At 69.0% G+C, this 26,629-nt stretch carries 27 protein-coding genes, 1 tRNA gene and 1 pseudogene; 17 read left to right on the forward strand and 12 right to left on the reverse strand.

Going from position 1 to position 26,629, the window contains the following annotated elements; translation table 11 throughout:
- Positions 1 to 36 precede the first annotated feature (36 nt).
- Complete coding sequence (locus LWC35_RS11315) at positions 37 to 471, forward strand: DUF3052 domain-containing protein (protein WP_232870015.1); 435 nt, start codon at positions 37 to 39, stop codon at positions 469 to 471.
- On the opposite strand, the gene LWC35_RS40890 is transcribed toward LWC35_RS11315, so the two are convergent.
- Positions 468 to 875, reverse strand: coding sequence for a VOC family protein (locus tag LWC35_RS40890; protein WP_372463032.1), 408 nt, complete (start codon positions 873 to 875; stop codon positions 468 to 470). The two genes, LWC35_RS11315 and LWC35_RS40890, sit on opposite strands and share 4 nt — an antisense overlap.
- A gap of 126 nt (positions 876 to 1,001) precedes the next feature.
- On the opposite strand from LWC35_RS40890, the gene LWC35_RS11320 reads away from it, so the two are divergent.
- From LWC35_RS11320 to LWC35_RS11340, 5 genes are all read left to right on the forward strand, one after another.
- The gene (locus tag LWC35_RS11320; protein ID WP_232870016.1) at positions 1,002 to 1,460 is read left to right on the forward strand and encodes a peroxiredoxin; all 459 of its coding nucleotides are present in this window, start codon (positions 1,002 to 1,004) and stop codon (positions 1,458 to 1,460) included.
- 33 nt (positions 1,461 to 1,493) lie between these two features.
- Positions 1,494 to 1,565: transfer RNA gene (locus LWC35_RS11325), tRNA-Val, on the forward strand.
- Positions 1,566 to 1,729: 164 nt separating this feature from the next.
- Positions 1,730 to 3,364 (forward strand): tyrosine-type recombinase/integrase, encoded by a 1,635-nt coding sequence (locus LWC35_RS11330; RefSeq protein WP_232870017.1) that lies wholly within the window; start codon positions 1,730 to 1,732, stop codon positions 3,362 to 3,364.
- Between the two features lie 151 nt (positions 3,365 to 3,515).
- Complete coding sequence (locus LWC35_RS11335; protein ID WP_232870018.1) at positions 3,516 to 3,806, forward strand: hypothetical protein; 291 nt, start codon at positions 3,516 to 3,518, stop codon at positions 3,804 to 3,806.
- Between the two features lie 68 nt (positions 3,807 to 3,874).
- Positions 3,875 to 4,057, forward strand: a complete 183-nt coding sequence (locus LWC35_RS11340; RefSeq protein ID WP_232870019.1) for a hypothetical protein — start codon at positions 3,875 to 3,877, stop codon at positions 4,055 to 4,057.
- 142 nt (positions 4,058 to 4,199) lie between these two features.
- Here the strand turns inward: LWC35_RS11340 and LWC35_RS11345 are convergent, their stop codons facing one another.
- Positions 4,200 to 4,832, reverse strand: a complete 633-nt coding sequence (locus LWC35_RS11345) for a hypothetical protein (protein WP_232870020.1) — start codon at positions 4,830 to 4,832, stop codon at positions 4,200 to 4,202.
- Positions 4,833 to 5,417: 585 nt separating this feature from the next.
- On the opposite strand from LWC35_RS11345, the gene LWC35_RS11350 reads away from it, so the two are divergent.
- From LWC35_RS11350 to LWC35_RS11365, 4 genes are all read left to right on the forward strand, one after another.
- On the forward strand, positions 5,418 to 6,152 hold the full coding sequence (locus LWC35_RS11350) for a hypothetical protein (protein WP_232870021.1): 735 nt from the start codon (positions 5,418 to 5,420) through the stop codon (positions 6,150 to 6,152).
- Between the two features lie 20 nt (positions 6,153 to 6,172).
- On the forward strand, positions 6,173 to 7,489 hold the full coding sequence (gene istA / locus LWC35_RS11355; protein ID WP_232870022.1) for an IS21 family transposase: 1,317 nt from the start codon (positions 6,173 to 6,175) through the stop codon (positions 7,487 to 7,489).
- Positions 7,486 to 8,292 (forward strand): IS21-like element helper ATPase IstB, encoded by an 807-nt coding sequence (gene istB / locus LWC35_RS11360; protein ID WP_232870023.1) that lies wholly within the window; start codon positions 7,486 to 7,488, stop codon positions 8,290 to 8,292. The genes istA and istB overlap by 4 nt, the downstream gene beginning before the upstream one ends.
- 460 nt (positions 8,293 to 8,752) lie before the next feature.
- On the forward strand, positions 8,753 to 9,544 hold the full coding sequence (locus LWC35_RS11365; RefSeq protein ID WP_232870024.1) for an SDR family oxidoreductase: 792 nt from the start codon (positions 8,753 to 8,755) through the stop codon (positions 9,542 to 9,544).
- On the opposite strand, the gene LWC35_RS39125 is transcribed toward LWC35_RS11365, so the two are convergent.
- Complete coding sequence (locus LWC35_RS39125; protein ID WP_269803950.1) at positions 9,541 to 9,921, reverse strand: SDR family oxidoreductase; 381 nt, start codon at positions 9,919 to 9,921, stop codon at positions 9,541 to 9,543. The genes LWC35_RS11365 and LWC35_RS39125 overlap by 4 nt on opposite strands.
- 671 nt (positions 9,922 to 10,592) lie before the next feature.
- Between LWC35_RS39125 and LWC35_RS11375 the strand changes: the two genes are divergently transcribed.
- Complete coding sequence (locus LWC35_RS11375; protein ID WP_232870026.1) at positions 10,593 to 10,946, forward strand: VOC family protein; 354 nt, start codon at positions 10,593 to 10,595, stop codon at positions 10,944 to 10,946.
- A 368-nt stretch (positions 10,947 to 11,314) separates the two neighbouring features.
- On the opposite strand, the gene LWC35_RS11380 is transcribed toward LWC35_RS11375, so the two are convergent.
- From LWC35_RS11380 to LWC35_RS11395, 4 genes are all read right to left on the reverse strand, one after another.
- Positions 11,315 to 12,301, reverse strand: a complete 987-nt coding sequence (locus LWC35_RS11380; RefSeq protein ID WP_232870027.1) for an amidohydrolase family protein — start codon at positions 12,299 to 12,301, stop codon at positions 11,315 to 11,317.
- Positions 12,302 to 12,880: 579 nt separating this feature from the next.
- Entirely contained in the window at positions 12,881 to 14,098 is a 1,218-nt protein-coding gene (locus LWC35_RS11385; protein WP_232870028.1) for a cytochrome P450, read from the reverse strand.
- Between the two features lie 68 nt (positions 14,099 to 14,166).
- The gene (locus LWC35_RS11390; protein ID WP_232870029.1) at positions 14,167 to 14,922 is read right to left on the reverse strand and encodes an SDR family NAD(P)-dependent oxidoreductase; all 756 of its coding nucleotides are present in this window, start codon (positions 14,920 to 14,922) and stop codon (positions 14,167 to 14,169) included.
- Between the two features lie 35 nt (positions 14,923 to 14,957).
- Positions 14,958 to 15,830, reverse strand: a complete 873-nt coding sequence (locus LWC35_RS11395) for an SDR family NAD(P)-dependent oxidoreductase (protein ID WP_232870030.1) — start codon at positions 15,828 to 15,830, stop codon at positions 14,958 to 14,960.
- Positions 15,831 to 16,382: 552 nt separating this feature from the next.
- Here LWC35_RS11395 and LWC35_RS11400 point away from each other — a divergent pair.
- Positions 16,383 to 17,258 carry an MBL fold metallo-hydrolase gene (locus LWC35_RS11400; protein ID WP_232870031.1) on the forward strand — a complete coding sequence of 292 codons (876 nt, stop codon included), beginning with the start codon at positions 16,383 to 16,385 and terminating at the stop codon, positions 17,256 to 17,258.
- 42 nt (positions 17,259 to 17,300) lie between these two features.
- Here LWC35_RS11400 and LWC35_RS11405 read toward each other — a convergent pair whose 3' ends face one another.
- On the reverse strand, positions 17,301 to 18,056 hold the full coding sequence (locus LWC35_RS11405) for an SDR family NAD(P)-dependent oxidoreductase (protein WP_232870032.1): 756 nt from the start codon (positions 18,054 to 18,056) through the stop codon (positions 17,301 to 17,303).
- Between the two features lie 213 nt (positions 18,057 to 18,269).
- Here LWC35_RS11405 and LWC35_RS11410 point away from each other — a divergent pair, with 213 nt between their 5' ends.
- From LWC35_RS11410 to LWC35_RS40215, 4 genes are all read left to right on the forward strand, one after another.
- Entirely contained in the window at positions 18,270 to 19,352 is a 1,083-nt protein-coding gene (locus LWC35_RS11410) for a zinc-dependent alcohol dehydrogenase (RefSeq protein WP_232870033.1), read from the forward strand.
- Between the two features lie 92 nt (positions 19,353 to 19,444).
- On the forward strand, positions 19,445 to 20,260 hold the full coding sequence (locus LWC35_RS11415; protein WP_232870096.1) for an SDR family oxidoreductase: 816 nt from the start codon (positions 19,445 to 19,447) through the stop codon (positions 20,258 to 20,260).
- A gap of 148 nt (positions 20,261 to 20,408) precedes the next feature.
- On the forward strand, positions 20,409 to 20,537 hold the full coding sequence (locus tag LWC35_RS39130) for a hypothetical protein (protein WP_269803952.1): 129 nt from the start codon (positions 20,409 to 20,411) through the stop codon (positions 20,535 to 20,537).
- A gap of 53 nt (positions 20,538 to 20,590) precedes the next feature.
- Positions 20,591 to 21,844 (forward strand): cytochrome P450, encoded by a 1,254-nt coding sequence (locus LWC35_RS40215; protein ID WP_232870034.1) that lies wholly within the window; start codon positions 20,591 to 20,593, stop codon positions 21,842 to 21,844.
- A gap of 96 nt (positions 21,845 to 21,940) precedes the next feature.
- Here LWC35_RS40215 and LWC35_RS11425 read toward each other — a convergent pair whose 3' ends face one another.
- Both LWC35_RS11425 and LWC35_RS11430 read right to left on the reverse strand, forming a co-directional pair.
- Positions 21,941 to 22,474 carry a phenolic acid decarboxylase gene (locus LWC35_RS11425; RefSeq protein ID WP_232870035.1) on the reverse strand — a complete coding sequence of 178 codons (534 nt, stop codon included), beginning with the start codon at positions 22,472 to 22,474 and terminating at the stop codon, positions 21,941 to 21,943.
- Between the two features lie 33 nt (positions 22,475 to 22,507).
- Positions 22,508 to 24,130, reverse strand: coding sequence for a CocE/NonD family hydrolase (locus LWC35_RS11430; RefSeq protein WP_232870036.1), 1,623 nt, complete (start codon positions 24,128 to 24,130; stop codon positions 22,508 to 22,510).
- A 262-nt stretch (positions 24,131 to 24,392) separates the two neighbouring features.
- On the opposite strand from LWC35_RS11430, the gene LWC35_RS11435 reads away from it, so the two are divergent.
- Positions 24,393 to 24,542, forward strand: coding sequence for a hypothetical protein (locus LWC35_RS11435; RefSeq protein WP_232870037.1), 150 nt, complete (start codon positions 24,393 to 24,395; stop codon positions 24,540 to 24,542).
- 457 nt (positions 24,543 to 24,999) lie between these two features.
- On the opposite strand, the gene LWC35_RS11440 is transcribed toward LWC35_RS11435, so the two are convergent.
- Positions 25,000 to 25,902 (reverse strand): SDR family oxidoreductase, encoded by a 903-nt coding sequence (locus tag LWC35_RS11440; protein ID WP_232870038.1) that lies wholly within the window; start codon positions 25,900 to 25,902, stop codon positions 25,000 to 25,002.
- A gap of 15 nt (positions 25,903 to 25,917) precedes the next feature.
- A pseudogene (locus tag LWC35_RS11445) lies at positions 25,918 to 26,622 on the reverse strand (SDR family NAD(P)-dependent oxidoreductase).
- Positions 26,623 to 26,629 lie beyond the last annotated feature (7 nt).

Consider the following 26,629-nt stretch of genomic DNA (forward strand, 5'->3'; position numbering starts at 1 on the left):
CGGCGTGCCGCCGTACTCGAGGAAAGAGGTGTACGCGTGGTCGCCGCGGAAGATGCCGGACGATCGTCCGACATCGCGGGCAAGCTCGGCATCGAGCCGGGCATGGTCGTCCAGGAACTGGGTTATGACTCCGACGTCGACGAGGCGGTCCGCGAGGCCGTCGAGGACGTCACCGGCGAGGAGCTCCTGGACGAGGACGCCCAGGAGGTCATCGACGTCGTGCTCCTGTGGTTCCGGGAGGGCGACGGCGATCTCGTCGACACCCTCGTGGACGCCAGGGGCATGATCGCCGAGAACGGCATGATCTGGGTGCTCACCCCGAAGACGGGGCGGAGCGGTCATCTCGAGCCCAGCGAGATCGCGGAGGCCGCGCCCACCGCGGGCCTGGCGCAGACGTCGAACATCAGTGTCGGCGAGGACTGGGCCGGGGCCCGGCTGATGTCCCCGAAGGCGGGCAAGAAGCGCACCTAGGACGTCGTCGGGTCGAGGCGGGCCTCGGCCTGCCTCGGCGCGAACAGGTCGACCGGGTTGCCCGACGGGTCCTCGACGAGCACCTGGTCGCCGCCGACCCCCTCCACCAGGCCGCTGCGGAAGGTCACCCCGGCCGCGCGCAGCTGTTCGGCGACGGTCGGCAGGTCGGTGACCTCGAGCGCGAAGCGGTTCCAGCCGCCCGGCTCGGGGACCCGGCCGTCGGCGGTCGTACTGCCTCCGCCCCCGGGTGCGCTGAGGGCCAGTCGCAGGTCCCGCGGCCCGGCATGGCGAAGGTCGGGGCCGGGTGCATGATCTCGGCGAACCCGAGGTGATGGGTGGAGAAGTCGATCGCGGCCTCGACGTCGTGGACGATGTCCCGGACGCCGACGGTGGCCATGGCGCACCCCCGGTTGCTCCGCGGCCAGGGACCCGGCGTCCCGCCCGCGCCCGCCACCGTAGGCCCCCTAGTAGGCTCGCCTCGACGTCTGCCCGCGCCGCGGGCATCCGCATGCCTTCGAGGAGAACGACGCATGGCACCCGAGGTGGGCAGCAAGGCCCCGGACTTCACGCTCAAGGACCAGGACAAGCAGGAGGTCTCGCTGTCGTCCTTCCAGGGCGACAAGGCCGTCCTGGTGGTCTTCTACCCGTTCGCGTTCTCGGGGATCTGCACCGGCGAGCTCTGCACGGTGCGCGACGACCTCTCGTCCTTCCAGAACGACGACGTGCAGATCCTCGCGATCTCCACCGACCCCACCTTCTCGCTCAAGGCGTGGGCCACCGCGGAGAACTACACGTTCCCGCTGCTGTCGGACTTCTGGCCGCACGGCGAGGTCGCCAAGGCCTACGGGGTCTTCAACGACGGCGCGGGCATGGCCGTCCGCGGCACCTTCCTCGTCGACAAGGAGGGTGTCGTCCGCTTCGCCGAGGTCAACCAGCCCGGCGAGGCCCGCGACCAGGAGGGCTGGAAGAAGGCCCTCGCGGCGCTGTAGTCACTTCCCGGGCCGCCCGCCGGCCCGGGACCGGGGCGCGTAGCTCAGCGGGAGAGCACTCGGTTTACACCCGAGCGGTCGCAGGTTCGATCCCTGCCGCGCCCACCCTCCCTGACCAGGTCAGGAGCCTCTGCGACACGCTCAGCGGTCGCGTGTCGCGACATCAAACGTGACATCAACGCTCCTAGCGTCGGTCCCATGGCGAGCAGGAAGGCCGGTCGGACACGGCCCCGCGGGAGTTCGACGAGCTGCCCAGCGGCGGCCTCCGCGTGCGCGTGTACGCGGGCTGGGACACCGTCACCGGCCGTCGCCACTACCTGACGGAGATCACCAAGCCCGGTCCTCGAGCCCGCGCTCAGGCTGAGGCGGCGCGCACCCGGATGCTCAACGAAGTCGACGAGCGGCGGAGCCCGCGGACGTCGGCCACGGTCAACCAGCTGCTCGACCGGTACCTTGAGATGATCGACGTCAGCTCCAGCACGCCTGTCATGTACACGCGGTACCTCGAGAACCACGTCCGCCCGTTCATCGGCGAGCTGAAGGCCGGCGCCGTCGACCCCGACGCACTCGACTCGCTCTACGCGGAGCTACGTCGCTGCCGCATCCACTGCCGGCCGCGAAGCCGGCAGATCGACCACCGCACGCCGCGGCCGCACGAGTGCGACGAGCGCTGCGGGCCGCACGTCTGCAAGCCGCTGTCGAACACCACGATCCGCCACATCCACCACCTGCTGAGCGGCGCCTACAAGCGCGCTGTGCGCTGGCGGTGGGTGGCGACGAGTCCAGTCGCGCAAGCGGAGGCGCCGGCCCCCAAGCCGCCGGACCCGCGGCCTCCGACTCCCGCGGAGGCGGCGAAGCTGATCGAGGAGGCCTCGCTGGACCCCGACTGGGGCGCCTTGGTGTGGTTCACCATGACGACCGGCGCTCGTCGCGGCGAGGTTTGCGCACTACGCTGGCGGAACGTCGATCTTGAGCAGGGCCTGGTGGAGATCCGCCGCGCCCTCGCCACCGACGGCCATCGCAACCTGGTGGAGAAGGACACGAAGACCCACCAGCAGCGCCGCGTGACGATCGACGACGAGACGCGGGCGGTCCTGACCGAGCATCGGGCCCGCGCAGAGGAGGCCGCGGCGCAGGTCGGCAAGCTGCTGACCGGGCAGGCGTACGTCTTCTCGCAGGCACCGGATAGCAGCGAGTCACTGGTGCCGTCGTCGGTAGGGCAGCGCTACACGCGCATGGCGAAGCGCCTCGGGATCGAGACGCACTTTCACGCGCTTCGGCACTACTCGGCGACGGAGTTGATCGCCGCCGGCATGGACGTCCGGACTGTCGCCCGGGCGGCTGGGACACAGCGGCGGCCGCATCACCACGTTGTGGGTCTACAGCGCATGGCTGGCAGAGGCCGACCAGCGCGCCGCCGCCGGGATCGCGGCGCGACTGCCGGAGCGACCGAAGATGGCGGCATCCGCGAGCGAGCGCGCGAAGACGGCGCCACGCCTCCCGTTCGAGAAGGTCGCGTCACCGTCTACAAAGCGCTGCACCTTCTCGAGGAGTGGGGCCTGGTTCTACTGAAGAGCGGAGGCCGCCCGATCGTCCTCGAGACCGCGGAGATCGACGACTCGGAGACGCCGACCCCTCATCGGCCATCCCAGTTGCGCAGGAGCCCGAGCCGGAGATCGCCGAGTTCGAGCCGGCGCAGCCTGCCCCACCCGCTCCTGCTTCGGCGAGGCTCCTCGACTTCGTGGTCCGCCGCCGCGGTTATGTCATCGCCGACTTCTCGGCCGAGGCCGACCCGAACAATGCCGCCCAGCTGCGTCAGCTGCTCGTCGACGCCGTCCGCCGTGACGGCCGCGACCCGAGCGACCTTGGTGACTTCACCATGGAGGTCGCCGATCCCGAGCTGAAGGAGCGCATCCGCACTTTCGTCGCGCCGAGCAGTCCTTCCTGACGCTGCCCGATCTTGCGCGTTGTGGAGTGGCGTGCCGCGGCTGGAGACGACAGCGGTGGCGCGGAGCCGTACGATTCGAACATGCGTTCGAGTAGGAGGCGGTGCCCATGCGCAGGATGGCCAAGCCCGTCTACGTCGACCTGCGGTGCATCTACGGCCCGCAGGAACGACGAAACATCGACATCAGCAAGCCCGGAGTGCTCGACGTCGCCGGCGTCGCGAACGGCGAGCTCCACTCGTGGTTCCGCGGGCTCGACGCGCGCTGGTACGGGCTTGTCACATTCCCCATCATGTGGGCGACGCGGAACCCCTCGTCGGGCCTGACTCTCGCTGACCAGCTCGTACCGGCCGAGGCGTTGAAGCTCCGCCGCTACAACGGCCAGACCTACCGGAGCTGACCGATAAGCCCCGAAGAGGTGAGCCAGCCGACGGCATCCGCCGACGTACCGAAGAAGTTGATCCTGACGTGAGCGACGCAGAGCAGGCTGAGGAGATCCCGACGGTCCGGACCCGCCTCGAGGCGATGCTGTCGGAAGACCGGATCGCCGCCCATCTCGAGCGGAAGGTGATCAAGCTCGACGGGATGGTCGTCGACGACCTGGACACTCCGGCCCCGACGGGAACAAGGATCGTCTTCGGCGGGTCCTGACCGCAACTGAACCGAGCTCTGCGCGGCAGCTGCGGAGTGCCCCTCCGCGCGGCGACACGGTCGGCAAACTCCGGCGCTGGTCCGACGTGCGCGGACCAGCGCTCGGGAGTGGCTGAGACCTTCAGACAATTGCGCTGCTTGATCAGCCGAGCAAGCCGTTGAAGAAGACGGGCTCGTTCAGTTCGGCGGCCACGGCGATCTGCAGTGAGCCCTTGGTGCCCTTGGGCGTCTTGAACTGGAACGGCACGGCGAGGGACTGGCCGGGCGCGATCTGCTGGGTCGGCAGCCCGTTGCCGTCGCCCCAGTACTGCTGGGTGGGTGCGCCGTTGGCGGTAGCGCTCATCGTCACGAGCGACGCGCCGATGGGCTTGGTGCTGCCGTTGGTGATGGTGACTGTGGACTCCCAGCCCTGCTCGTTCTTGGCCACGATGAACTGGTTCTTCGGGTTGTGCGGCTTGGGGGCGCTGGCCGACAGGGCGATGCCGGAGGCGTAGGTGTAGGTCTCGCCCAGGTTCACGGTGCCGCCCTGGCGAGCGTCGTCGACAGCCTTGACCGCGCCACCGACGAGAGCGGTGCAGCCGGCGAAGCCGAGGATCGGAATCAGAATGAGGGCGCCGATGATCCACGGCCATTTCTTCCGCTTCTTCGGCGGCGTCGGCTCGGCGCGGCGCTGCGTGGGGATCTGCGGCGGCTGCTGGTGGCTGCCGGTGAAGCCGAACTGTTGCGGTCGTGGTTGCTGCGGCGGCGCCCACTGCTGGCCGTACGGCTGCGGCATCGGCTGCGGCTGCCGAGGTGGGGGCGGGTAGGGACCGGGCCGACCGTTCTGGGGGCCGTAGTACGGCTGACCAGGACGTGGCGGATGAGGCTGAGACATGGGGGAGCGTCTCCGTTCGTGCATTTCGTCCCCCGACGTCACTTCACGGATCGCAGTGCGTGGGCGGCTCGTTACCGCTGGCGGATCGCGAGTTGGTAACAGCCGAATTGAGGCGGCAGTTCACGTTTGGCCAGACCTCAAGCACGCCGCCGCGACGAGTACCACGGCCGTGGGCGCGGCCGAAAGTCCGACGGCGACGACACGCGTGCCGTGCAGTTTCGAGCCAAGTGCAGACGACCGGCCTCTCGGCCCGGGCTGCGTCTTCGGTGGTGGGCCGCTTACTCCGCCCGGTCTCACGGGCAAGGGTGCTGCGCATCGGCTTCGCCGACGACCTGACGGTCGCCCCTGCCCGCGAGCCTCGCCAGGCGGAGTCGGGCGCGGACGGCAAGGGCGGGCGCTTCGCACCGCGCCCCGCAGCCAGCCCCACCACAACTAGAAGAACTGACCTGCTGCTCGGGCTGGTTGCCGAATCTCCAGGAGGCCGCCATGTCCCAGACCCTCGACCACAAGGAGACGCCCCACGACGACACCCTTCGCCGGGTGCTCGGGCTCCGCCCGGTCCGCACGGTGGTGTTCGACGGTGAGGGCTTCCTCGACCCGTGCCCCACCTGTGGGCACCGCGCCCCGGCCGACCCCCTGCCCGAGCTTCCGCCGGGCGACCCGGTCACCGACGTCCCGCTCGACCGCGCCGCGATCTTGCAAGCGCACCGGACGGTAGCGATGCTGGTGGAGGTGCTCGACCAGCGCCGTCCGGCCAAGCAGCTAACCGACCTGGTCGCCCCGCGGGTGCTGCGCTACCTGCGCGCAATGCCGGTCGAGACCAGCGGGCTGCGCGGCGGAGCCCGGCTGCTGAGTTTCCCACCCGTCCCAGCCGCACGAGGGCGCGGTGGAGGTCTCCGGGGCGATCCGGCTCCGGGGACGGCGCCGGGCGCTGGCCGCGTCGTTCACGCTGGTCGGCGTGGACCGGTGGGTGTGCTCCACGGTTCGGATCCTATGAGGCCCGCGGGGCCGGGCGAGATCTTCTCGCCCGGCCCCGCCAGCCGTCGCGACGTGCTGGCGCGCTGTGCTGGTCGGCCGCGGCGCGCAGTCGAGGCCTTCGGAGATCGCGGCGGGTCAAGCCCGCTGGCGTGGTGTGTGAGACGACTACCGCGTGATCTTCTGTTCTGTGAGAGGTGTCGCCGGATCCTGAAATCTGACCCCCTGGCGTTCCGGGAATCTTGACCCCTCCCAACGCTAGGGAGGTGCTGAACGTGGAGGACTGGGCGGAGATCCGTCGCCTGCATCGGGCTGAGGGTGTGCCGATCAAGGAGATCGCCCGGCGGCTCGGGGTCGCCCGCAACACGGTGCGGGCGGCGTTGCGCTCGGATGGCCCGCCGAAGTATGAGCGGGTGTCGCGGGGTTCGGTCGCCGACGCCTACGAGCCGCAGGTGCGGGCGCTGCTAATGGAGTGGCCGCGGATGCCCGGGCCGGTGATCGCGCAGCGGATCGGCTGGCCCTACTCCGAAGGCCCGCTCAAGAAGCTGCTGGCGCGGATCCGACCTGAGTACGTGGGGATCGACCCGGCCGACAGGGTCGTCTATGAGCCCGGCGAGATCGCCCAGTGCGACCTGTGGTTCCCCGAGACTCCGGTGCCGGTCGCGGAGCGGCAGGCCCGGATCGTGCCAGTGCTGGTGGTGACGTTGGCGTTCTCCCGGTTCCTGTCCGCGACGATGATCCCGTCACGGCAGGCCGGGGACATCCTGGCCGGGATGTGGCTGCTGATTTCCCAGCTCGGGCGGGTGCCCAAGACGCTGGTGTGGGACCGAGAGTCCGCGATCGGCGGCACCGGGCGGGTGTCGGTCCCGGCCGCCGCGTTCGCCGGCACGTTGGCCACCAGGATCCGACTCGCGCCGCCGCGGGACCCGGAGTTCAAGGGCATGGTCGAGCGCAACAACGGGTTCTTCGAGACCTCGTTCCTGCCCGGCCGCGCGTTCGCCGATCCGCAGGACTTCAACGACCAGCTCGGGGCCTGGCTGCCCCGGGCGAACTCCCGCATCATCCGGGCGTTGCAGGCACGGCCGGTGGACCTGCTCGAGACCGACCGCCAAGCGATGACCCCGCTGCCACCAGAGCCTCCCGCGGTCGGGCTGACCCACCGGATCCGGCTCGCCCGCGACTACTACGTCCGCGTCGACACCTGCGACTACTCCGTCGACCCGCGAGCGATCGGGCGGTTCGTCGACATCGTCGCCTCCCCGACGCGGGTGCTGGTGTTCTGCGACGGCGCACCGGTCGCCGAGCACGAGCGCAACTGGGCCAAACACGCCGTGATCACCGACCCCGGCCACGTCGCCACCGCCCACCAGATGCGCCTGGCGTTGGCCGAGCAGCGCCGCGCCCAGCAGCAGGCTCAACAGAGCGGGACACGCCGCCACAGCGACGGCCACGCGGTCGCGATCCGCGCCCTGCCCGACTACGACGCCCTGTTCGGCGTCGACTTCAACCCCACCAGCCCCACCAGCCCCACCGCCCCAACGGACCCGACAGCCGCCCCGGCGGCGGAAGCGAGCAACCCATGACCGCGACGACCACCAACTCGACGGCACCGGCGGACGGGCTCCCGTCGATGCTGGCCTACCTGGCTCGAGTGTTGAAGACCCCGACGATCGGGCGCTGCTGGGAAGAGCTCGCCGCCCAGGCCCGCGACGAGAACTGGTCGCACGAGGAGTATCTGGCCGCGGTCCTGCAGCGCCAGGTCGCCGAACGCGAGTCCGCCGGCACGATGATGCGCATCCGCACCGCGCACTTCCCGGCGGTCAAGACCATCGAGGACTTCAACCTCGACCACCTGCCCTCGCTGCGCCGGGATGTGTTGGCGCACTTGGCCACCGGACTGTTCGTCGCGAAGGCGGAGAACGTGATCCTGCTCGGCCCACCCGGGCTCGGGAAGACCCACCTGGCGATCGGGCTCGGGGTCAAAGCCGCCCACGCCGGCTACTCGGTCTTGTTCGACACCGCGAACAACTGGATCACCCGCCTCGCCGACGCCCACCAGGCCGGACGCCTCGAGGCCGAGCTGAAGAAGATCCGCCGCTACAAACTGATCATCATCGATGAGGTCGGCTACATCCCCTTCGACCAGGACGCGGCGAACCTGTTCTTCCAGCTCATCGCCTCCCGCTACGAGGTCGGCTCGGTCATGGTCACCTCGAACCTGCCCTTCGGGCGCTGGGGCGAGACCTTCTCCGACGACGTCGTCGCCGCGGCCATGATCGACCGCCTCGTCCACCACGCCGAGGTCCTCACCCTCACCGGCGACTCCTACCGCACCCGCCAACGCCGCGAACTCCTCGCCAAACAGAACCGCGCTGACCGAGACTGACAACCACCGAGGGGTCAAGATTCAGAGTCCCCAGAGGGGTCAGTTTTCAAGATCCGTTGACAAGAGGCGGCTGAGCGCCTGGAGGATGTCGGTGGAGGTCACCTCCTCGCTGTGTGCGGTGCTGTCCGGGACGGCGCTGACGCGGGCTCGGGCGAGGGCGTCGAGGCCGGGGTGCGGCGTCCTTCGGACCATAGGTCGTGCGGGCCTTAGCGTGTGCCACCGAGGGCCTCCGGTGTTTCGAGGTGCGTGCGTCAGACACACCCACTTCGCCCGGAGGTCCTTTCTTCGATCAACCCGACACGCCTGCAGCCCTGTCAACAACATCCCTGGTCGCCACAGCTCGCTGGGACGTAGTTGAGAAGTCGTGGCGACGACGAGCGGTGACCATGCCTATTATTATTATGTCTCCTTGGTACGCGGCGTATGACGGACGGAGCCTGTGGTGTCAGGTGTTGTTGTTGTGATCGGCCTGGGCGGAATCGGAATCGCAACCGCGCGTCGGCTCGGCGCGGGGCGCCATCTGGTCCTCGCCGACAACTCTTCGGCACGACACGACCAGGTCGCGCAGATGCTCGCTGACGAGGGCCACGATGTAGATGTCGCGACGCTGGACATCACCGACCGTTCGGCAGTCGGATCGCTGGCTCACCATGCGAGCGGTGTCGGGCCGATCGCGGCCGTCGTACACACGGCGGGCATCTCGGCGACGATGGCCAACAGCCGCGACATCTATCGGGTCGATCTCGTCGGTGCGGCGCACGTCATCGAGGAGTTCTGCGCTGTCGCCGTTGCCGGGACGAGCATGACCTGCATCGCCAGCCGGTTTGGCTATCGCCACCCCGTCGACACGGCCCTAGAGGACCTGCTCGCGATGACGCCAGCAGATCGACTGCTGCTTCTTCCCGAGCTCGACGTCGACGGCAACGACCTTCGGAAGGCCTATCACCTCGCCAAGCGGGGCGTTCAGCTCCGGGTGCGCGCAGCTGCGTCCGCTTGGGGCAAGGTCGGAGCCAGGATCAACTCGGTGAGCCCCGGCATCACCTTGACTCCGATGAGCAGGCAGGAGCTCGAGGGGCCGAGCGGCGCTCGCATGCGAGCGAGCCTTGAGTCCGCACCGGTGCCGCGAGCCGGCACGCCGGATGAGATCGCTGCGGCTGTCGCCTTCTTGAGTGGTCCTGAGGCGGCATTCATCACCGGCACAGACCTCCTCGTCGACGGCGGCGGCTCGGTGCTGGACCGCTGGGCGCTCTAGATGTCGACCCGGCCGCTGTCTACGCGGATCGTGGCGCCCGTGACGTCGGCGGAGGCATCGCTCGCGAGGTACAGCGCGGCAGGCAGGAGTTCGGCCCCGCGGTTGAGGCGGCCCAGCGGGGTTCGGTCGGATGCTGCTCTGCTTGCGGCGTTGCCTGGCGGCCTCCCATGCCCTCTTCCATCGAGCGCTGCAAGGGTGTTGGCGCACACCTTCCTGGCCCAGCCCTTCGCCAGCGCCATCGTGGCGGCATACAGTGCTATCCCGGTGAAGTGATACAGAGTCGACCCCCCACCGCCTGTCCGTAGGCCGCTTGTCGTTGGTCGTTGGTCGGATGGACGATCTTCTCGCCGTGCCCACCACGAACGCCGGCATGCCAACGTCGACCGAGGCCACGTCGACGGCGGCGAACACGCCCTCGTCCTGGAGGTCTGCGACCAGGTCGATCATCGGCAATACCGTCCCGACCCCCGGCGCGAGGCGGAAGAATGTGTCCCACGTGCGTCTGCCAGCCGATGATGATCGCTCCGAAGGACGTCGGCGCCGGAACTGCCGTGCTGCTCGGCCACCGCGTAGGCAGCGGGTACGACGCTCGAGCCGGCATGCCACGCGTCAGGTGGCAGTCGCCGAACTCCATGCTGTGGCCCGTACGAGCTGTTCACATGCGCCGCCTTGGGTGGCCGAGGTGCGAAGCGCGCTGTCAGCGACCGTCGCGGGACCGGTTGCGCCAAGGTCCTCGGCGAGGAGGCGGGTCGGTCGCGTCTGAACCACGGGTCGATCCCCGCAGCGCGAGGCTCAGCTGATCGACCAGAAGCAATTTGGCGAGTGCGACCACGTCCTCCGGAACCTCGTGCATGGTCACGTTGAGAGCCCAGGCGGCGAGCTCCTGGACCGCGGTCTTACGCGTCTCGACGGAGGAAATACGCAGGAACCCGTGTTCAGTCGCCAAAAATAGTAACTACTATAGTAATGTTCACCTGTTGTGCACGAGGCGAGCGCGCTATTGAGCCCCGCGCCAGGCCACTGCCGTGACATCCTTGAAGGAGAGCGCATGTCCAGTTCAGTCTTCGGCATCACCATCGATGCCCACGACGCCAAGGCGATCGCGACCTTCTGGTCTGCGGCGCTGGGCCGTCCGCTCGCGGAAGGAGCCGATGAGAACGGTGCCGAGATCGAGGCCGATCCGGCCGTTCCCGGGTCGCGGATCGGCTTCAGGAGGGTGCCAGAGGTCAAGACGGTCAAGAACCGCATGCACCTCGATCTCGTCGCTCACGGCGATCTGGACAGCGAGGTCGAGCGGCTGATCGGGCTGGGCGCGACCAAGCTCAACGAGATCAACAACCGCATCCGTTTCGTAACGATGGCCGACATCGAAGGGAACGAGTTCGACGTCGCGGCCGTCTGACCGACGGCGGCTCACTGCTGGTTCTGAATGCCGGCGTGCGGTCCTGCACCTCAGCAGGCCGCACGCGCCGGGCGCCGGACGGGCTTGCGGTAGCGACCGCGAAGCCGGCGACCCACCAAGGGGACGGCCGCGTAGAAGCGCGAGGTCACCTCGTGGCCACCGCCGGAGGCGAAGGCGGAGAACGCCGCGATCCACGTTCGCCCCTCGTGCGAGGAATGTCCACTCTCGGCCTACATCCACTCGTCGGCTCCCGGTTCTTCCCGATCGCGGGAGTGTGGAAAGAAGGCCTCGTGGGTGCGCTCGAGGAACAGCGGTCCGGCTTCCGAGGATCTCGCCCGCCCTTGCATCGATCGCACACCTGGCGCGCGTCAGCCCTGGTCGATCCCGAGGAACTCCCAGGCGTTGGTGGTCTCGACAGCGGCGGCCTCCTGCGAGCTCAGTGCGCCAACGGCCACCGCCTCTTTCGTGATGCCGAGGAGCTCGACGAGCGGGCTGGGGTAGAACGGGTCGTCCGTGCCGAGCAGCAGGTGGTCGGCGCCGAAGGACCGGGCGAGAACGGCGAGGTGGGTCGGCTCGAACACCAGGGTGTCGCACCAGATCCTGCGCAGCAGCGCATCGGCCTGGGCGGTGGCGGCGTCGTCGAGCAGGTAAGTCATCCGCGGGAAGGTCCAGGGCAGGGACCCGCAGCCGTGCGAAAGGGCGACCCGCAGCCTCGGAAACTTCTCCAGCACGCCCCCGAACACCAATGCCGCGCCCACCAGGGCGGTGTCGGTGTGCATTCCGATCCCGAAGGTGTAGGGGGCCCCCCGGCGCCGGATCGCCCCGTCCTGCCCAGTCGGGTGCACGAACAGCGGCAGGTCGTGCTCCTGGGCCGCCGCGAGAACGGGCTCGAGCTCGGGGGCGTCGAACTCCAGCCCGTCGGTGGTCGTTCCGGTCTCGATCCCGACGAGGCCGGGGGTCGCCGCGAGCACCTCGATCTCGGCGACCGCGGCGTCTGTGTCCCACAGCGGAACCGCCCCGAACGCCAGCAACCGCCCGTCGCTGCGGGCGACCTCATCGGCAAGAAGGATGTTCTGTTCGTGCAGGTACCCGGCGTCCTGCACGGTCAGGGTGATCGGCACCGGCGACACCACCTGTACGTCGAGGCCTGCCTCGTCGAGCCGGGCCACGCGGGCCTCGACGTCCCACAACGGGCGGTGCACTCGCCGGAACGTCGAGTCCCCCATCATGATCCGCCCGGTGTCCTCGGTGTCCAGCTCGAGGCGCGGCAACGGGCTCTCGGCGGACGGCTGCAACCCGCGTGGCAGGAAGTGAGCGTGGACGTCGACCCTCTTCTGGTCAGTCGTACTGGACACAGCGCTCCTCGGGATGCTCGATCTGCTGGACGGGTGACGCAGCGGTCCACGGTGGTGCTCGACCCGCGCCCCACCGCTGTCCAGGGGGCGCGGCAAAGTAGGGCACCGCCTGTCGGATGCTGTTCACCCCGGCGACCCTGCAGGCCGGCCAGCAGGTACTCGTTCAGGATGCCAGTGGTGGCGTCGCCTCAGCCGCGATCAGGCTCGCCGTCGCTGCTGACGCAGGGTGTCTGTGACCTCCCGCTCGGAGAGCAGGCGCTCGTCGTCGCCGGCACCACCAGCGGCTACGGTCCTCGGGCCGACGTCGGTCGGGTCCTCTGCCAGCAGCAGCGCCTCCTCCGCTCGACCGGCTGCACGCCGACCGAGTTCCAGACGGCTGACCCGGATGAGGGAGGCGACCGGAGTTCGTCCCGTGGTGGATCGTGCATTACCGCGGCACGGACGCGATGCACCGACCCCGTGACGCTCGCGGGTCCAGCTCGCGTCTGCCGGGGCGCTCAGCTCCGGAGCGCGCAAGGGTCGCCGCCGATGACCAGTTCCCACAGGAGGCGGGCACGCCCGGGCTGGAACCTCACGACCTCAGTGGAGCACCGCCGTCAGCCGCCGCCACGGGTGGTTGAGGAGGAACGAGGTCTCGTCGAGCTCGGACTCCTCGGCCACCACCTCGACTCCTCCGAACCGCGCCGCGAACTCCTCGACGACCACGCGCACGACGGTGCGGGTGAGCACTGCGCCGATGCAGGCGTGCTGGCCGTAGCCGAAGGACATGGCGGGCTTGGCGAACTCACGGTCGACGTCGAACGCGTCGGGGTTCGGGAAGACTTCGGGATCCCGGTTGGCTGCCATGTAGAGGTTGAGCACGCTCTGCCCGCTCCTCATCGGCACCCCGAACATGTCGGTGTCTGCGACGATCGTGCGGCCGAAGGCGCGGATGGGGCTCAGCCAGCGCAGCAGCTCCTCCGCGGCGTTGCGGGCGCGGCCGGGGTCCTCACGCACCCGGGCCAGTTGCTCCGGGTTCTCTGCGAACGCCACCATGGCGCCGTTGATGGTGCTGACCGTGTTGCCGTTGCCCGCGGTCATCACGCCGGTGACGAACATGTGCGCCGTCTCGATCGAGATCCGCCCGTCCTGGACGGCGGCGGCGACCGCACCGATCACGTCGTCCGACGGGTTCGCGAACCGCTCCTCGAGCTTGGCCTGGAAGTAGGCGCCCATGGGGCCGAGATCACCCGCGGCAGCCAGAAGCTCGTCGGCGGAGATCGCTTCCGACATCCGGTTGACCAGCTTGGCCCACTCCGCGACCTTCGCCCGGTCCTCGAACGGCACCCCCAGCAGCGCACAGAACAACTGCACGGTCAGGAACTCGGCGACCCGGCCGGACCAGTCGACCGCGGTCCCGTGCTCGAGCCCGTCCAACACGGCGGCGCAACGGGCCCGGATTTCGTCCTCGATCGTCTTCACCCGGCGGGCGGAGAAGGACGGGACGAGGATCCGCCGCAGGTCGTCGTGCCGCGGCGGGTCGGCGAGGGCGAAGTTCTCGGCGCCCTTGGGGAAGAACTGGGCGGTGATGTTGCCGAAGCGGAAGTCGTTCAGCACCAGACCGTGGGCGTTGGAGAAGATCGCAGGGTTCTTCCCGACCCGCTGAATATGTTCATATTTCGTGAGGATCCACATCGACAGCGGTTCGTAGAAGTACACCGGCAGCTCGGCGTGCAGCCGGGCGATCGTGGCGTACGCGTCGTGGTTGTACCAGGTCGGGTCCTCGATCCGGACCTCGGCGGTGAGGCTGGACGTCATCGCGTCTCCTGTGGTGAGAGGGGACGGAAACCATAACTATGGTTTCGATCATGCGTCAATGCACCCGTTCAGGGACGCAGCAGGAAGCCTCCGTCGACCACGACTTCCTGACCGGTGATGTACGCGGCTTCGTCCGACAGTAGGAACGCCGCGGCCTGGGCCATCTCGATCGGCTCGGCCACCCGCTTCATCGGCACCTCGCCCGCGATCATGTCGGCGGTGGCCCCACCCGCCCGCAGCATAGGAGTGTCGGTGATTCCGGGGGAGACGGCGTTGACCCGGATGTCTCGATCCGCATAGTCCTTCGCCACCGTCTTCGTCAGGCCGATCACGCCGAACTTCGACGACGTGTACGCCGCCCGCCGACCGAGCGGGTTCGTGGCCTGCACCGAGGCGATGTTGACGATCCGACCGGAGCGACCGCCGGCGATCATGGCGCTGATCTCCGCCCGCACCGAGTGGAAGACGCCAAAGAGGTTAACCCGCAGCACCCTGTCCCAGTCCTCGACGGACTGCTCGTGCAGCAGCGACTCGACGCCGGCGATGCCCGCCGCGTTGACGGCGAGGTCGAGGCCGCCGAACTCCGCGACGGTCCGGTCGACGGCCTCCTGCACCTGGGCTGCGTCGGCCACGTCGGCCGTCGCCGCGAGCGCGGTCCCACCGTCCTTGCGGATCCGGTCCACGGTGTCCTGCAGCGGGTCCGTCGGCAGCCCGACGACGGCGACGCGGGCACCCCGCGCCGCCATCAGCTCGGCCACCGCCGCCCCGATCCCGGTGCCTGCACCGGTCACCAGGCACACCTGTCCGTCGAACGGAGGAGTCATCGTCGATTCCCTTCGGGTGGGGCCGTGGCCCCGGATCAGTCGGAGAGGCCGCCGCCGACGCTGACAGCCGTGCCGTTCACGTACTCGCCCGCCTCGCTCGCGAGGAAGGCGACCATGTTGGCGACCTCCTCGGGCAGCGAGAATCGGCCCGCGGTGAGCTTGTCGTAGGAGCTGCCGAGGACCGCGATGGAGGCCTCCGAGCCCTCACCCGAGAAGCGGGCGAGGGCGTGGGGGCCGACCATGACACCCGGGCAGACCGCGACCGCGCCGATGCGGGTCTCCTTGAGCTCGCGCGCCAGGTTGCGGGTGAAGCCGATGGCCGCCGACTTGCAGGAGTTGTAGACGGCGAGGCCGTCGAGGCTGATCTTGCCGCCCTCTGAGGCGATGTTGATGATCCGGCCCCGGTCCTGCGGCAGCATGTGGTCGAGCGCCGCGCGGGTGGAGAACAGCACGCCGAACAGGTTGAGGTCGACGATCCTTCGCATGTCCTCGGGGCGGATGTCTACGAACGGCCCGTGCAGCTTGAGGCCGCCGCCTGCATTATTTACCAGGATGTCGATCCCGCCCATCGACTCGGCGGCCTGGTTGACCGCGGAGTGGACGTCGTTCCAGTCGGTGACGTCGGCCTTGACGGCGAAGACCTGGGCGTCCCAACTCTTGCTCGCCTCGTCCGCGACGCGCTGCGCGGACTCGAGGTCCAGGTCCAGCGCCGCGACATGGGCGCCCAGCGCGGCGAAGCGGTGCACGATGGCCTGGCCGAGATCGGCGCCGCCGCCGCCGGTCACCACGACCCGGGCCCCGCGAAGGCGCATGAGCTCGTCCGGGGCGGTCGCGGCCTGGTGGAAGGGCAGCCGGTCGAGGTGGTAGCGCTCTACCACCTCGGGTGCGATGCCGTCGAGCTTCGACACATCCGTCTCCTCATCGTGACTGGTGCCGCCGGGGGTGCCGAGCACCGAACATGCACATCGTTATCAGGCCCACAGCCGCTGTCAACCTCGCCGGTGACCGGTGAACTCGCCGTGGGCTCTGCGGAGTAATCGCGCAACAAGGCTTGTCAGGGTAATCAGGCTCTCTACACTGTTACGGGTTGTCCACCCGAAGCGCCGACGCACTGGGGGAGGTCCTTCACTATGTCCCAGGTCGACCACCCCCTGGCCTTCGATGGCAGCGCGGCGCCGATCTCGGCCGGGTGGACGGCGCAGAGGAGGTCTGGCCCACCGCGGCGACACGGCGACCCGCGGTGTCGGGGTGCGAGCCACCCCCCGAGAACGCGGCGGCCGCGTCGCTCGGGCAGCTGGTGTCGGCGTGGCCGGCTACCGGGAGATGACCGGGTGAAGAGCATCCAGGCCAGGCTGCGCCCGCAGCGCTGACCTCCGACCCCGCGTGGCGGCCGCGAGGACCGGCCGCCGCCTGGTCGCAGTACCCCCTGCCCGTGACCCGCCAACGAAGAGGAGGTCATCATGGCGACGAGCGCACCGCTGCACTCCCTCCAGGTCGGCGAGACGAAGCTGACCTGGATCCCCGATGGGATCCACCACGTCCGCGCCCTGGAGCACTATCCGAAGAGCACCCCCGAGTTCTGGGAGGTGCACTCGCAGTACATCGACGAGAACGACTGGCTCGTCATGAGCATCGGTGGCCTGCTGGTCCAGACGGGCGGCAGGAACGTCGTCATCGACACCGGTTTCGGGCCGCGTTCGGTCGCCGACATCAGCGTGATGTCTGGCGGCTCGCACCACGGGGACATGTTCGGCGGCGAGCTGCTGCAGGGCCTTGCGTCCGCCGGGGTGCCGGCGAACAACGTAGACATGGTCGTCCTGTCGCACCTCCACCCGGACCACATCGGCTGGACGTCCACCGTGGACGCCGACGGCAACCACACGCCGACGTTCGTCAACGCGGACTATCTCGTCGGCGACGTCGAGTGGGACTACTGGTCCAGTGGGCCGGTCGCGGGCAGGCCCGGGGCGCCCACGAAGCTCGAGCTGGACTCGATCTCCTCGCGGCTGACCCTGCTCGACGGAGCGTCGACGCCCGCGCCGGGCCTGACCGTCATGCCGACCCCGGGCCACACCCCGGGTCACCTGAGCTTCGTCGTCTCCTCAGGCGAGGAGCGCGTGATCGTCCTCGGCGACGCCGTGCACTGCCCCGCTGAGATCAGCGACACCGAGATGGACTTCGTCTTCGACATCGACTACGACTTGGCCCGGCGCAGCAAGGAGGCGCTGATCCGGGAGCTCGAGCAGCCTGGCACGCACATGGCCGGCGGCCACTTCCCGGACGCGGTCTTCGGCCGTCTCCTCGAGGGCACGGTCACCCGCAAGCTGTTCACCTGATCCGCTGCCCGTCCGGCGTCGGGGCCGGGACGAGCAGCGCTCTCAGGCGCTCGACCAGCCGCCGTCGGCAGACACAATCGCGCCGTTGACGTGCGAGGCCTCGTCGCTGCCGAGCCACGAGACGACGGCGGCGATCTCGTCCGCGTGCGCCTTCGGCGCCATCGTGGCCTTGGCCAGGCCGGCGCGCTCGAACGCCCAGCCGCTGCGGTTCGACTTGGTGTGCATCTCGGAGTGCACGCCGCCGGGCAGCACCGCGTTGGAGCGGACCTGCTGGGGGCCGTAGTAGTACGCGATGCTCTTGACCAGGCCGAGGAGGCCGTGCTTGGTGGTGGCGTAGGCCAAACCCGCGGGTCCGGCACCGAGTGAGGCGCGCGAGCCGACGGTGACCATTGCCCCGCCGCCGTTCTGCAGCATCGACGGGAGCACCGCGCGACAGACCCGCATGAGGCCGGTCAGGTTGACGTCGACGACACGGTGCCAGGTGTCGTCGTCGAGATCGCCGAGAGGCAGGTAGTTGTCCATCGCTCCGGCCACGTTGGCCAGCAGGTCGATCCGTGGGCCGGCCTCGGCGACGAGCGTGTCCACCTCCTCCTGGACGGTGATGTCGCAGCGGACGAGCCGCACGTCGAGTTGCTCGGCCGCGAAGAACTCCTCGGCCTTGGCGCGCGAGCCCTCGCTGACGTTGCAGCCGATCACCTTCGCGCCCTCCCGCGCGAGCCGGGCGGCGAGCGCGCGGCCGATCCCGTTGGCCGCTCCCGTGACGACGGCGACCTTGCCGGCGTGCCGTTGGCTGTCCATCAGCGTGGCTCCTGTCCTCTTGGCCTGCGAGCCGCGCACCGCAGGTGGGGGTTCGCGGACGCCCACGTCCCCGGGGCCGGATTCGGGCCGGCGGCGACGGAGACTCTGAGGCTTTCACTGGTTATCGTAGGCAGAGTAACGTCTGCGGCGCCGTAGTCCAGAGTGTCGAGGGCGGCAGTGTGCATCGACGAGGTCTCGAAGAGGAGCGCAACGATGGGCCAGGAGATCGCCAGGGTCGCCGTCGGGACCGGAGGCGGTGGGCTCGACATCGTCGAGCTGCCCCTCCCGGAGATCGGCAAGGACGACGGGCTACTGCTCGTCGAGACCAATGGCGTCTGCGGCTCGGATTGGGAGCTCCTGCACGGCGAGGTCGAGGGATACGAGATGCCCATGGTCCTCGGTCACGAGCCTACCGGGCGAATCTTGAAGGTGGGGCCGGTCGCGGCGCAGCGGTGGGGCATCACGGAAGGCGACCGGGTCGCGGTCAGCTCCCAGCTGCGCTGTGGGACCTGTGAGGGCTGCCGCGGCGGCGGCCGATGCGTCACGTACCCGGGCACCTACGGCACCATGCCCGCCCGGGTCCTCCCCGGACTGTGGGGTGGCTTCGCCACCCACATGTACCTGGCGCCGGCGACGTCGCTCGTGCGGGTCGAGGAGTCGGTGAGCACCGAGGCCCTCGCCTTCCACAACCCGCTGGCCAACGGCTTCCAGTGGGCCGTCGAGGCCGGCGGCGCCTCCCCGGACACCGACGTGCTGATCCTCGGCTCCGGGCCGCGGGGCATCGCCTGCGCCATGGCCGCGCTCTACGTCGGCGCCCGCAGCGTCACCATCACCGGGCTGGCGCACGACCAGTCGCGGCTCGATCTCGCCCAGGCGCTCGGCGTGCACCGGACCGTCGTGGTGAAGACCGCGGAGCCGGACGAGCTGCGGGACGCGGTCGGCTCGCACCAGGTCGTCATCGACACGACCCCGGTGTCCGGGATCGCGACCCGGCAGGGGATCGCCGCGGCCACCACCGGCGCGCGCATCGTGCTGTGCGGCCTCAAGGGCAAGGGCGTGAAGCTCGACGTCGACATCGACGACCTCGTCTACCGTCGTCTGACGATCACGGCGCCCCCGAGCAAGACGCCGGCCTCTTTCCGACGGGCCGTCGAGGCGCTCAACAGCGGCCGGATCTCATTGGGCCCGATGGTCACCGCGAGCTATCCGCTGGCCCGGGCGCTCGACGCGATCGGTACCCTGACCTCGAAGGACCCAGATCGCGCCTTCCACGTCCGAGTGGACCCCCAGACCTGAGGGTGCTCCACTCTGCGGGCGTGGCCGCCGATCCGCCCGCGCACCCGGCCCCTGCCCGCGCGAGATGGTGGACGAGGCTCGCGGGGGTGCCGATGTGGGTGCGGGCGACACTGTTCCCCCCACTGACGCCGGCCTTGCTCCCCGTCGAGCCGACGACGCCACCCGAGTCGGGCGAGCACGCTGCCCTTCGAGCGCGGTCGGGTCCGACCGCACCGCCTGCACCGGTCGACCCGACCGCGCGGTCGGTGCAGTCCGACTCGCCGGCGACGCCCGCGGCTGTCTTCGCCGCCTCGGCCCGTCTCGTCACCCGCCGCCTGCCGGCCGGATCGCTCCGGTGGTGGGGACGGGGGTCGACGTCGCAGCGGCATTCGCGGCGGAGGGCGCGTGCGTGCTGTTCGGAGGTGACGTCGCGGAGCCCCCCCGGGCCGTCATCGACCGCGGCTGTGTCCCTCGACCCCGCCGATCCTGAGACTTGGCGGACGGCGGTGCGTACTTGCGCCGACCGGTTCGGCGCCCCGCCGGACCTCCTCGTCACGGGCACGCCGCCCACGTCCGTGCACGCCTTGACCGCCGAGCAGCTGTGGGCCGCCTACGCCGGGGGAGCCGTCGGTCTCCTGCACGGCATCCAGGCGGTCGCCCCCGGCATGCGCGCCGCGGAGCGCGGCGCCGTCGTCGCGATTACGGCTCCCGCGGGCGGCCCCTGTTCCGCTCGCGTCGCCACCGCCGCGACCGTCGCCCTCGTCAGGTGCGCCGCCCTGGACCTGGGGCGACACCGCATCAGGGTGAACGCCGTCGAGCCGGGCTCGGCGCCGCTCGAGTCCGTCGCGTGTACCGCCTTGTTTCTCGCTTCGGATGAAAGTTCGTGGATCACCGGGACCGCGGTGTCGGCGGGCCGTGCCTTCGCCTGAATCGGACGTCCGATCCGAGGTTCGAAAAGTGTTGTCATGATTGTCAGGGCAACGTAAGTTGTCGGGTGCCGCCGATCACAGCGTCGTCCGTTCGCGGAGGGGCGCGGGGCCGTCGGCCACATCCCGCACCGTCACTCGGGAGTCGACGATGATGAAGAGCCCTTCCGTCGCGCTCGGCGCGATCGGTGCGGTCGTGTCGGACGGGTTCCGCCTCGCGTCGCCGGCTCTCCTCGACCACTCGCTGGCACCTCACCCGCAGGCGCCCACCAACCGCTGAGTTCCGTGCGTCGCGACGTCGTCGTCAGGCGCGGCCGATCTTCCGGAGGCATCGTGACCAGTGTCACCACCCCGTTCGTAGCGATCGAGAACCCGCAGTTCTACCTCGACGACCCCTGGCCCACCTTCGCCTGGATGCGGGAGAACGAGCCGTTCTACTACTACGAGCCGCTCGACACCTTCGTGATCACCCGGCACGCGCACATCAAGGAGATCGCCGCCCGGCCGAGGGAGTTCGTCAGCTCCCGCGGGATCTTTCTGAACGACTGGAAGTACGCCGCCATGCAGGCCGCGAGCGGCGCCGCGGACGACGGCGAGAACCTCACCGACATGTTCTTCCCGAAGGGCGGCGAGCAGGTCGGCACCACCGATCCGCCGCGGCACACCGAGCTGCGCCGGGTCATCGCCCCCGCGTTCGCACCACGGGCACTGCGCCGCATCTCCGACGAGCTCACGTCGTCGATCGACGATCTCCTGGGGCGGATCACCCCCGGCAAGGTCGTCGACTGGATGGAGATCGCCGGCCTGGTGCCGATCAAGGCGGCGACGACCCTGCTCGGGCTGCCGGACACCGACATCAAGAAGGTCGAGTTCTGGAGCGACGAGCTCGAGAAGCTCGGTGGCGACCTCACGATGGAGCAGCTCGAGGCCGCCGCGCGCGAATTCCAGAGCCTGCAGAAGTTCATCATCGAGAAGGCGGCGGAGAAGCGGAAGAACCCGGGCGGGGTGGACCTGTTGTCGGTGTTGCTCGACTCGGAGCTGGACAACGACAGGCTCTCCGAGGCCAATGTCATCATGTTCGCGATGACCGTCATGGCTGCGGGAAGCGACACGACCCGGGCCCTGCTCGCCGGGTTCGCCCACCTCTTCGCCATGCACCCCGATCAGTGGGATCTCCTGCGCGCGGACCGGTCGCTGGTGCCCCTGGCGGTCGAGGAGGTCATGCGCTGGGTCACCCCGGCCCGGGCGTTCGGGCGCACGGCCGTCGTCGACACTGTCGTCGACGGACACGAGATCAAGGCGGGTCAGCGCGCCTACCTGATGTACATGGCCGCGAACCGGGACGAGGCCGTCTTCCCGAACGCCGATCGGTTCGACGTCACCCGCAAGGAGAGCGCGCAGCAGCTGGCGATGGCGACCGGCGCGCACGTCTGTGCGGGCGCCGCGCTCGTCCGCCTCGAGGCCCCAATGCTGCTCAACGCCATGCTGGATCGGTTCTCCGTGATCGAGGCCGCTGGCGAGGCGAAGCCCGTGATCCACGTGATCCGCAACAGCTGGTCGACGATGCCGATGCGGTTCCACGCCTGAGAGGTGCAGCCTTGAGGCGACGCCTGACTGCGAGGTGGCACTCCGACCGGAGTGCCGCCTCGTCGTCGTTCAAGCCTCGCGGGAGGCGGGTAGCCGTCAGTTGAGGCGCGAAGCGTAGCCGGCGGGGAGCTCGGAGGGGGGGACGCTGATCACCGTCTCATCGTCGATGTCCAGCCACTCCATGAAGGTGATTCGCGCGAACTCGGAGACGACGAAAACCGGGTATGTCGGACCGGCGTCGCGCAACGTGCGCATCTCGTCGAGGTGTGCATTCTGGTAGGTGACGGTCTTGTGCGGCGACTCCTGAACCCAACGGGGAAAGAAGATGACGCCGTGGAGCGAGCGTTTGCCTGGTACGACCGTGACGACGACGGATGTGCCCGTGGGCTCGGCCCACGACAGCTTGAAGGTGTCGTCGTCGATGCGGACGATGTCTACGGCCTGGTCTTTGACCCAGCGCCCGCCGACCATCCCTGAGTGGATGCGATAGTCGATGGTTTCGGAGTTCTTGACGTATAAATCGTATTGCCACCCATTGGCGTAGATGTAGATGAGATGGGCGCCGAGTAGGCCGACCAAGTCTTGGTTCGGTGTCGGGTTTTCTGTCGTCAGACTGTCGAGAATGGTCACGTTGGTGTTGCCTCTCAGAGATGTGAGTCGCGGCTACTTCGCCTGAGTCGTCGGCAGTGCGAGGCGAGTGGTCGCGTGATTGATGCGATGGGTGGTGGAGACGAGGGTCGTGCCGGTCGCCGACGGCTCGCCCGAGCCGAGGTTGCGGTCGTACTCGGGGAAAGAGCCTCCGGAGATCTGGAGGCGGATTCGTTCCCCGTGATTGATCTTGCGGGCGACGAAGTCGAGCGTGAGGTCGATGGATCGTTCCGCTCCGGGCTCGTCGACCACCGGCAGTCGGAGCATGGCGTCGGAGAAGTTGGTCGAACGGCCGTTCTGGTCGACGACGCACAGTCGAGCGTGCAGGTCGGCGTGCGCGTTGTTCGAGCTCAGTCCAACGGTCAGCTTCGGGTTGCCATGGATCTCGACCGCTTCCGGCAGGGGGTCAGTGGTGAACACCAGGACGTCGTCGCGCTCCTCGCGGGGGGCGTTGTCCCGGGCGCCGCCGTCCGGCGCGACCCGCCGTCCTCCCACGGTCGGCGTCGGGTCGGCCGGGTCATAGGTGAAGACGCTGGTGCTCTCGTCTCCGGCCTCGCTCAGGGTGCCCGACGCAGTCAGCCGCAGGTCCCACTCATCGTCGGCCTTGGGAAGCTCCGAGAGCTCGCGCCACTCCTCGGCACCGTGGACGTACAGTCGCACCGTTGGGCGTGGCTCTGGTGCGGCGTCGGCACGCAGGTGGCCGTTGAGCCAAGCCTCGGTCTCCTCCACCATGGCCGCGGCGCCGGGTCCGACTACGTCGGTATGCACCCACGGCCCCAGAGTGAGCGCGGATTCGACGCCGCGGGTCTGCAGCGCTTGGAATGCGCCCACCGTCTGCGGAAGGAACGCGTCGTACGTCCCCCCGATGAGCAAGGTCGGCACCGTCAATCGGGCCAGTACCGCGTGGTGGTCGTAGTCGTGCCAGTACGGATCGGTGGGCTCGGGGTGGCTGATCCACTCCGCGTACCACGGTGCCGTGGGGCCGAGGAGCTCGGCGCCCGCGGTCAACGGCAGTCGCTGGGCGGCGTCCGGGGGCAGCGGGTCTTCGTGCCCTGGGGAGCGGCGCCGCACCAGGTCGCTCCAGCTGAGCGTCTCCTCGAGCGTGAAGGCGCCGTTGCGCATGAAGTTGAACTCGTAGGGCGGGACGACCAGAACCGCGGCCTTGACTTCCGCTGGCGGCTCCTCGAGCAACGCGTACACAGAGTGCGCGAGGTAGGACATGCCGACCAGGCCGAGTCGCCCGTCGAACCAGGTCTGGCTTCGCAGCCACTCGACGGTGTCCTGGCCATCATTGGCCTCCTGGACCATCGGCCGCAGCTCGCCCTGAGAGTCGGCGGTGCCGCGGCAGCTCTGCAGCAGAACGTGGTAGCCGGCGCCGGCGAGGACGCGTGCGACGATGAGGTCGTAGGGAAAGCCGCGCCCGTACGGCGAGCGGACGAGGATGGTGGGGGCGGAATCGCCCGTGACTGGCGCATAGTGGTCCGCGGCCAGCCTGATGCCGTCCCGCATGGGTACCTGCACAGGCGTGACGTGTGCTTCGGTGCTGCGCGGAGCGACGCCGAGGGCCGCAAGGACCTGGTCGGGCTTGGAGAAGTCCAGCGACGCGAAGGTCGCGAAGTCGAAGTGTGCCTCGCTCATGAGCTCAATGCCTCCGTGACAGCGCCCCAGATCGGGGCGAGGTTCTCTGCTCTCATCTCGTCACTCCTTTCGTCGTGACGTCAGGTTCGTCGGATCTCGACACGCCGCTGTCGCATCGCTGCCTTGCCGGTCTCAGCTGCGGCCGCGGGTGACGTCGCGGACCGCCTCGAGATCGGTCGTGGGTGATGCCTCGGGTGCGCTGAGGCTGACCTCGCGCGAGGCGGCGTCGAATTCTGCGAGTTCGCGTGCATGCTGCCGGCAGGTGCACCGCGTCGGCGTCGAGCAACAGCTCGAGCGGAAGGTCATCGCGCCCGACGAGACCGCGGACGATCTCCGCCACCCCAGCCGGCTTGTCGACGCGTCGCCAGCGCTCCACGCAGCAAACGAACTGAACGCGCCGGTCATCCCCTGATAGGACTCGCCTGGGCTCCGGATCGCCATCGACGACCCGGCTCAGTCGGTCACCATTCCACCCGGCTCGAGAACTGTCACCTTCGTGCCGAACGAGGCCACCTCTTGCGCGAGGACCGTGCTGAATCACCGCCCACTTCGTCGACTGGTAAGCGCCACGAGATCCGGGTATATCTGCGCCAGATCGTCGACATGCTCAGGCTTGCGGGCCGTAACGATGACACGGTCCCCGGCGGCAAGCGTGCCTTCCGCGAAAGCGCGCCCTAGGCCGCGTGAGCTGCCGGTGATGAACCAGACACGAGTCATGTTTCCTTCGCTAGCAAGGTGGGCCGTTACCACGACTATAACGTACCGTCGGTATCTTAACAAGGCATCGATCGTGTAGAAGCGGCCGACGGGCCGTGTGATGGGGTGGCGCGCTGGGACTCGCCGTCGCTGAGCGAGCCGGTTCCGGCTGGCTAGGGCGTAGAGGTGGACGTCCCCGTCAGCTTTTCGGCGAGGGCCCAAAGTCGGGCGGCGTCGACCTTGGTGGCCCTGCGTGGGAGTCGGGCGTGATGGGTGTCGCCGACGAGGAACCATCGGGGGCCGAAGTAGTGGACGGATCCGCTCGCGGGTTCTGCAGCCGCGTGAAGCAGCGGCTCGGTGCCCTGGGTGACGTCCATCGAGGGGAAGAACCGGTACATGAACGGACGTTCGGTCTTGCTCGAGCCCATGTTGGGGCCCGCGAGCAGCAGGTTCGTGCGCGTGTAGCCGGGGTGGGCCAGGTTGCTGACGAGCCCCCAGCCGTTGGCCTTGGACAAGTCGGCGAGATGGATTCCCATCACCGCGTCGGCGAGCTTTGACTGTCCGTAGGCGCGCAGCGCGTTGTAACCGTGCTCCCAGTTGGGGTCCTCCCAATTGATGCGCCCACCGTTCGCCGCACTGCTTGACATCGTGACGATGCGGGGCGTCCGGCTTTTCAGGATGGTCGGCAGGAGCTGGTTGGTGAGCGCGAACGGGCCGAGGAAGTTGCTGCCGAACTGGAGCTCGAAGCCGTCGGCGGTTACTTCGCGCCGTGGTGGCGCCATGACTCCTGCGTTGTTCACGAGGGTGTCGACCGGTCGACCACCGGAGGTGACTCGAGACACGAAGTCGGAGACACTGGTGAGGTCGGCCAGGTCGAGACGCTCGAGCTCGAGCTCGGCGTTCGGTACCTCGCGCAGGATCTCATCGCGTGCGGCCTCGCCCTTGCTGAGCGTTCGTACGGCCATGACGACTGTCGCGCCGGCGGCGGCGAGGCGCCTGGTGGCCTCCTTCCCGGTGCCGCTGTTTGCTCCCGTGACGATGATGCGTCGGCCGTGTTGATCCGGAACGCTGTACATGAATTTTCCCTTTGGTCAGTTGCGGCGGCGCTGTTGGCCAGGCGAGGAATCCGCCGTCCACGCCAGGTGGGCGCCGATGATGTAGGAGGCGTCGTCGGAGAGCAGGAATGCGGTGGCGGTGGCGATCGCGCGAGGCTGTGCGTACCGGCGGGTGGGGATGAGGAGCTTCGTCTGTTCCATCTCCTGCTCGGAGGTGTCGCCCGGCATGGGCGTGTCGAGGACGCCGGGTTGAAGTTCGTTGATGCGGATTCCGCGAGCCGCCTAGTCGTACGCAGTCGAGCGCACGAGCCCGCGCAGGCCGTGCTTGCTGGCCGTACAGGCGGCGCGCGTGGAGAGGCGGTCGGCGTAGACACCGGAGACCGCGACGGCTGCACAGCCGCCGGCGGCTTGCTTTGCCGGCAGTTGCGCCTTCATGGCGTAGTGGTGCGCATTCAGGTTCACGTCGATCGTCTGTTGCCACACCTCGGCCGGCAGGTCGACGATGTCGTGGCTCTCGCTCGGAACCTCGGCATCGTTGACGGCGTAGTGCAGCGCCCCGAACCGAGCCACCGTGCTGACGACCCGTCGAACTCGTTGTGCCGAGTCATTGCGATCTCCCCTTCGTGTATGCATTCGCCCATCGCGTGGATGACGCGTGTGGCGAGCCCCCGAATGACGTCCCGCGCCGAGTAGCCAGCTGGGGGCACCCTCGCGACGAGCCGTCGCCTGTCGGACATGCACCAGGATA

It is taken from the genome of Pseudonocardia kujensis (assembly GCF_021283305.1).
GTDB lineage: Bacteria > Actinomycetota > Actinomycetes > Mycobacteriales > Pseudonocardiaceae > Pseudonocardia > Pseudonocardia kujensis.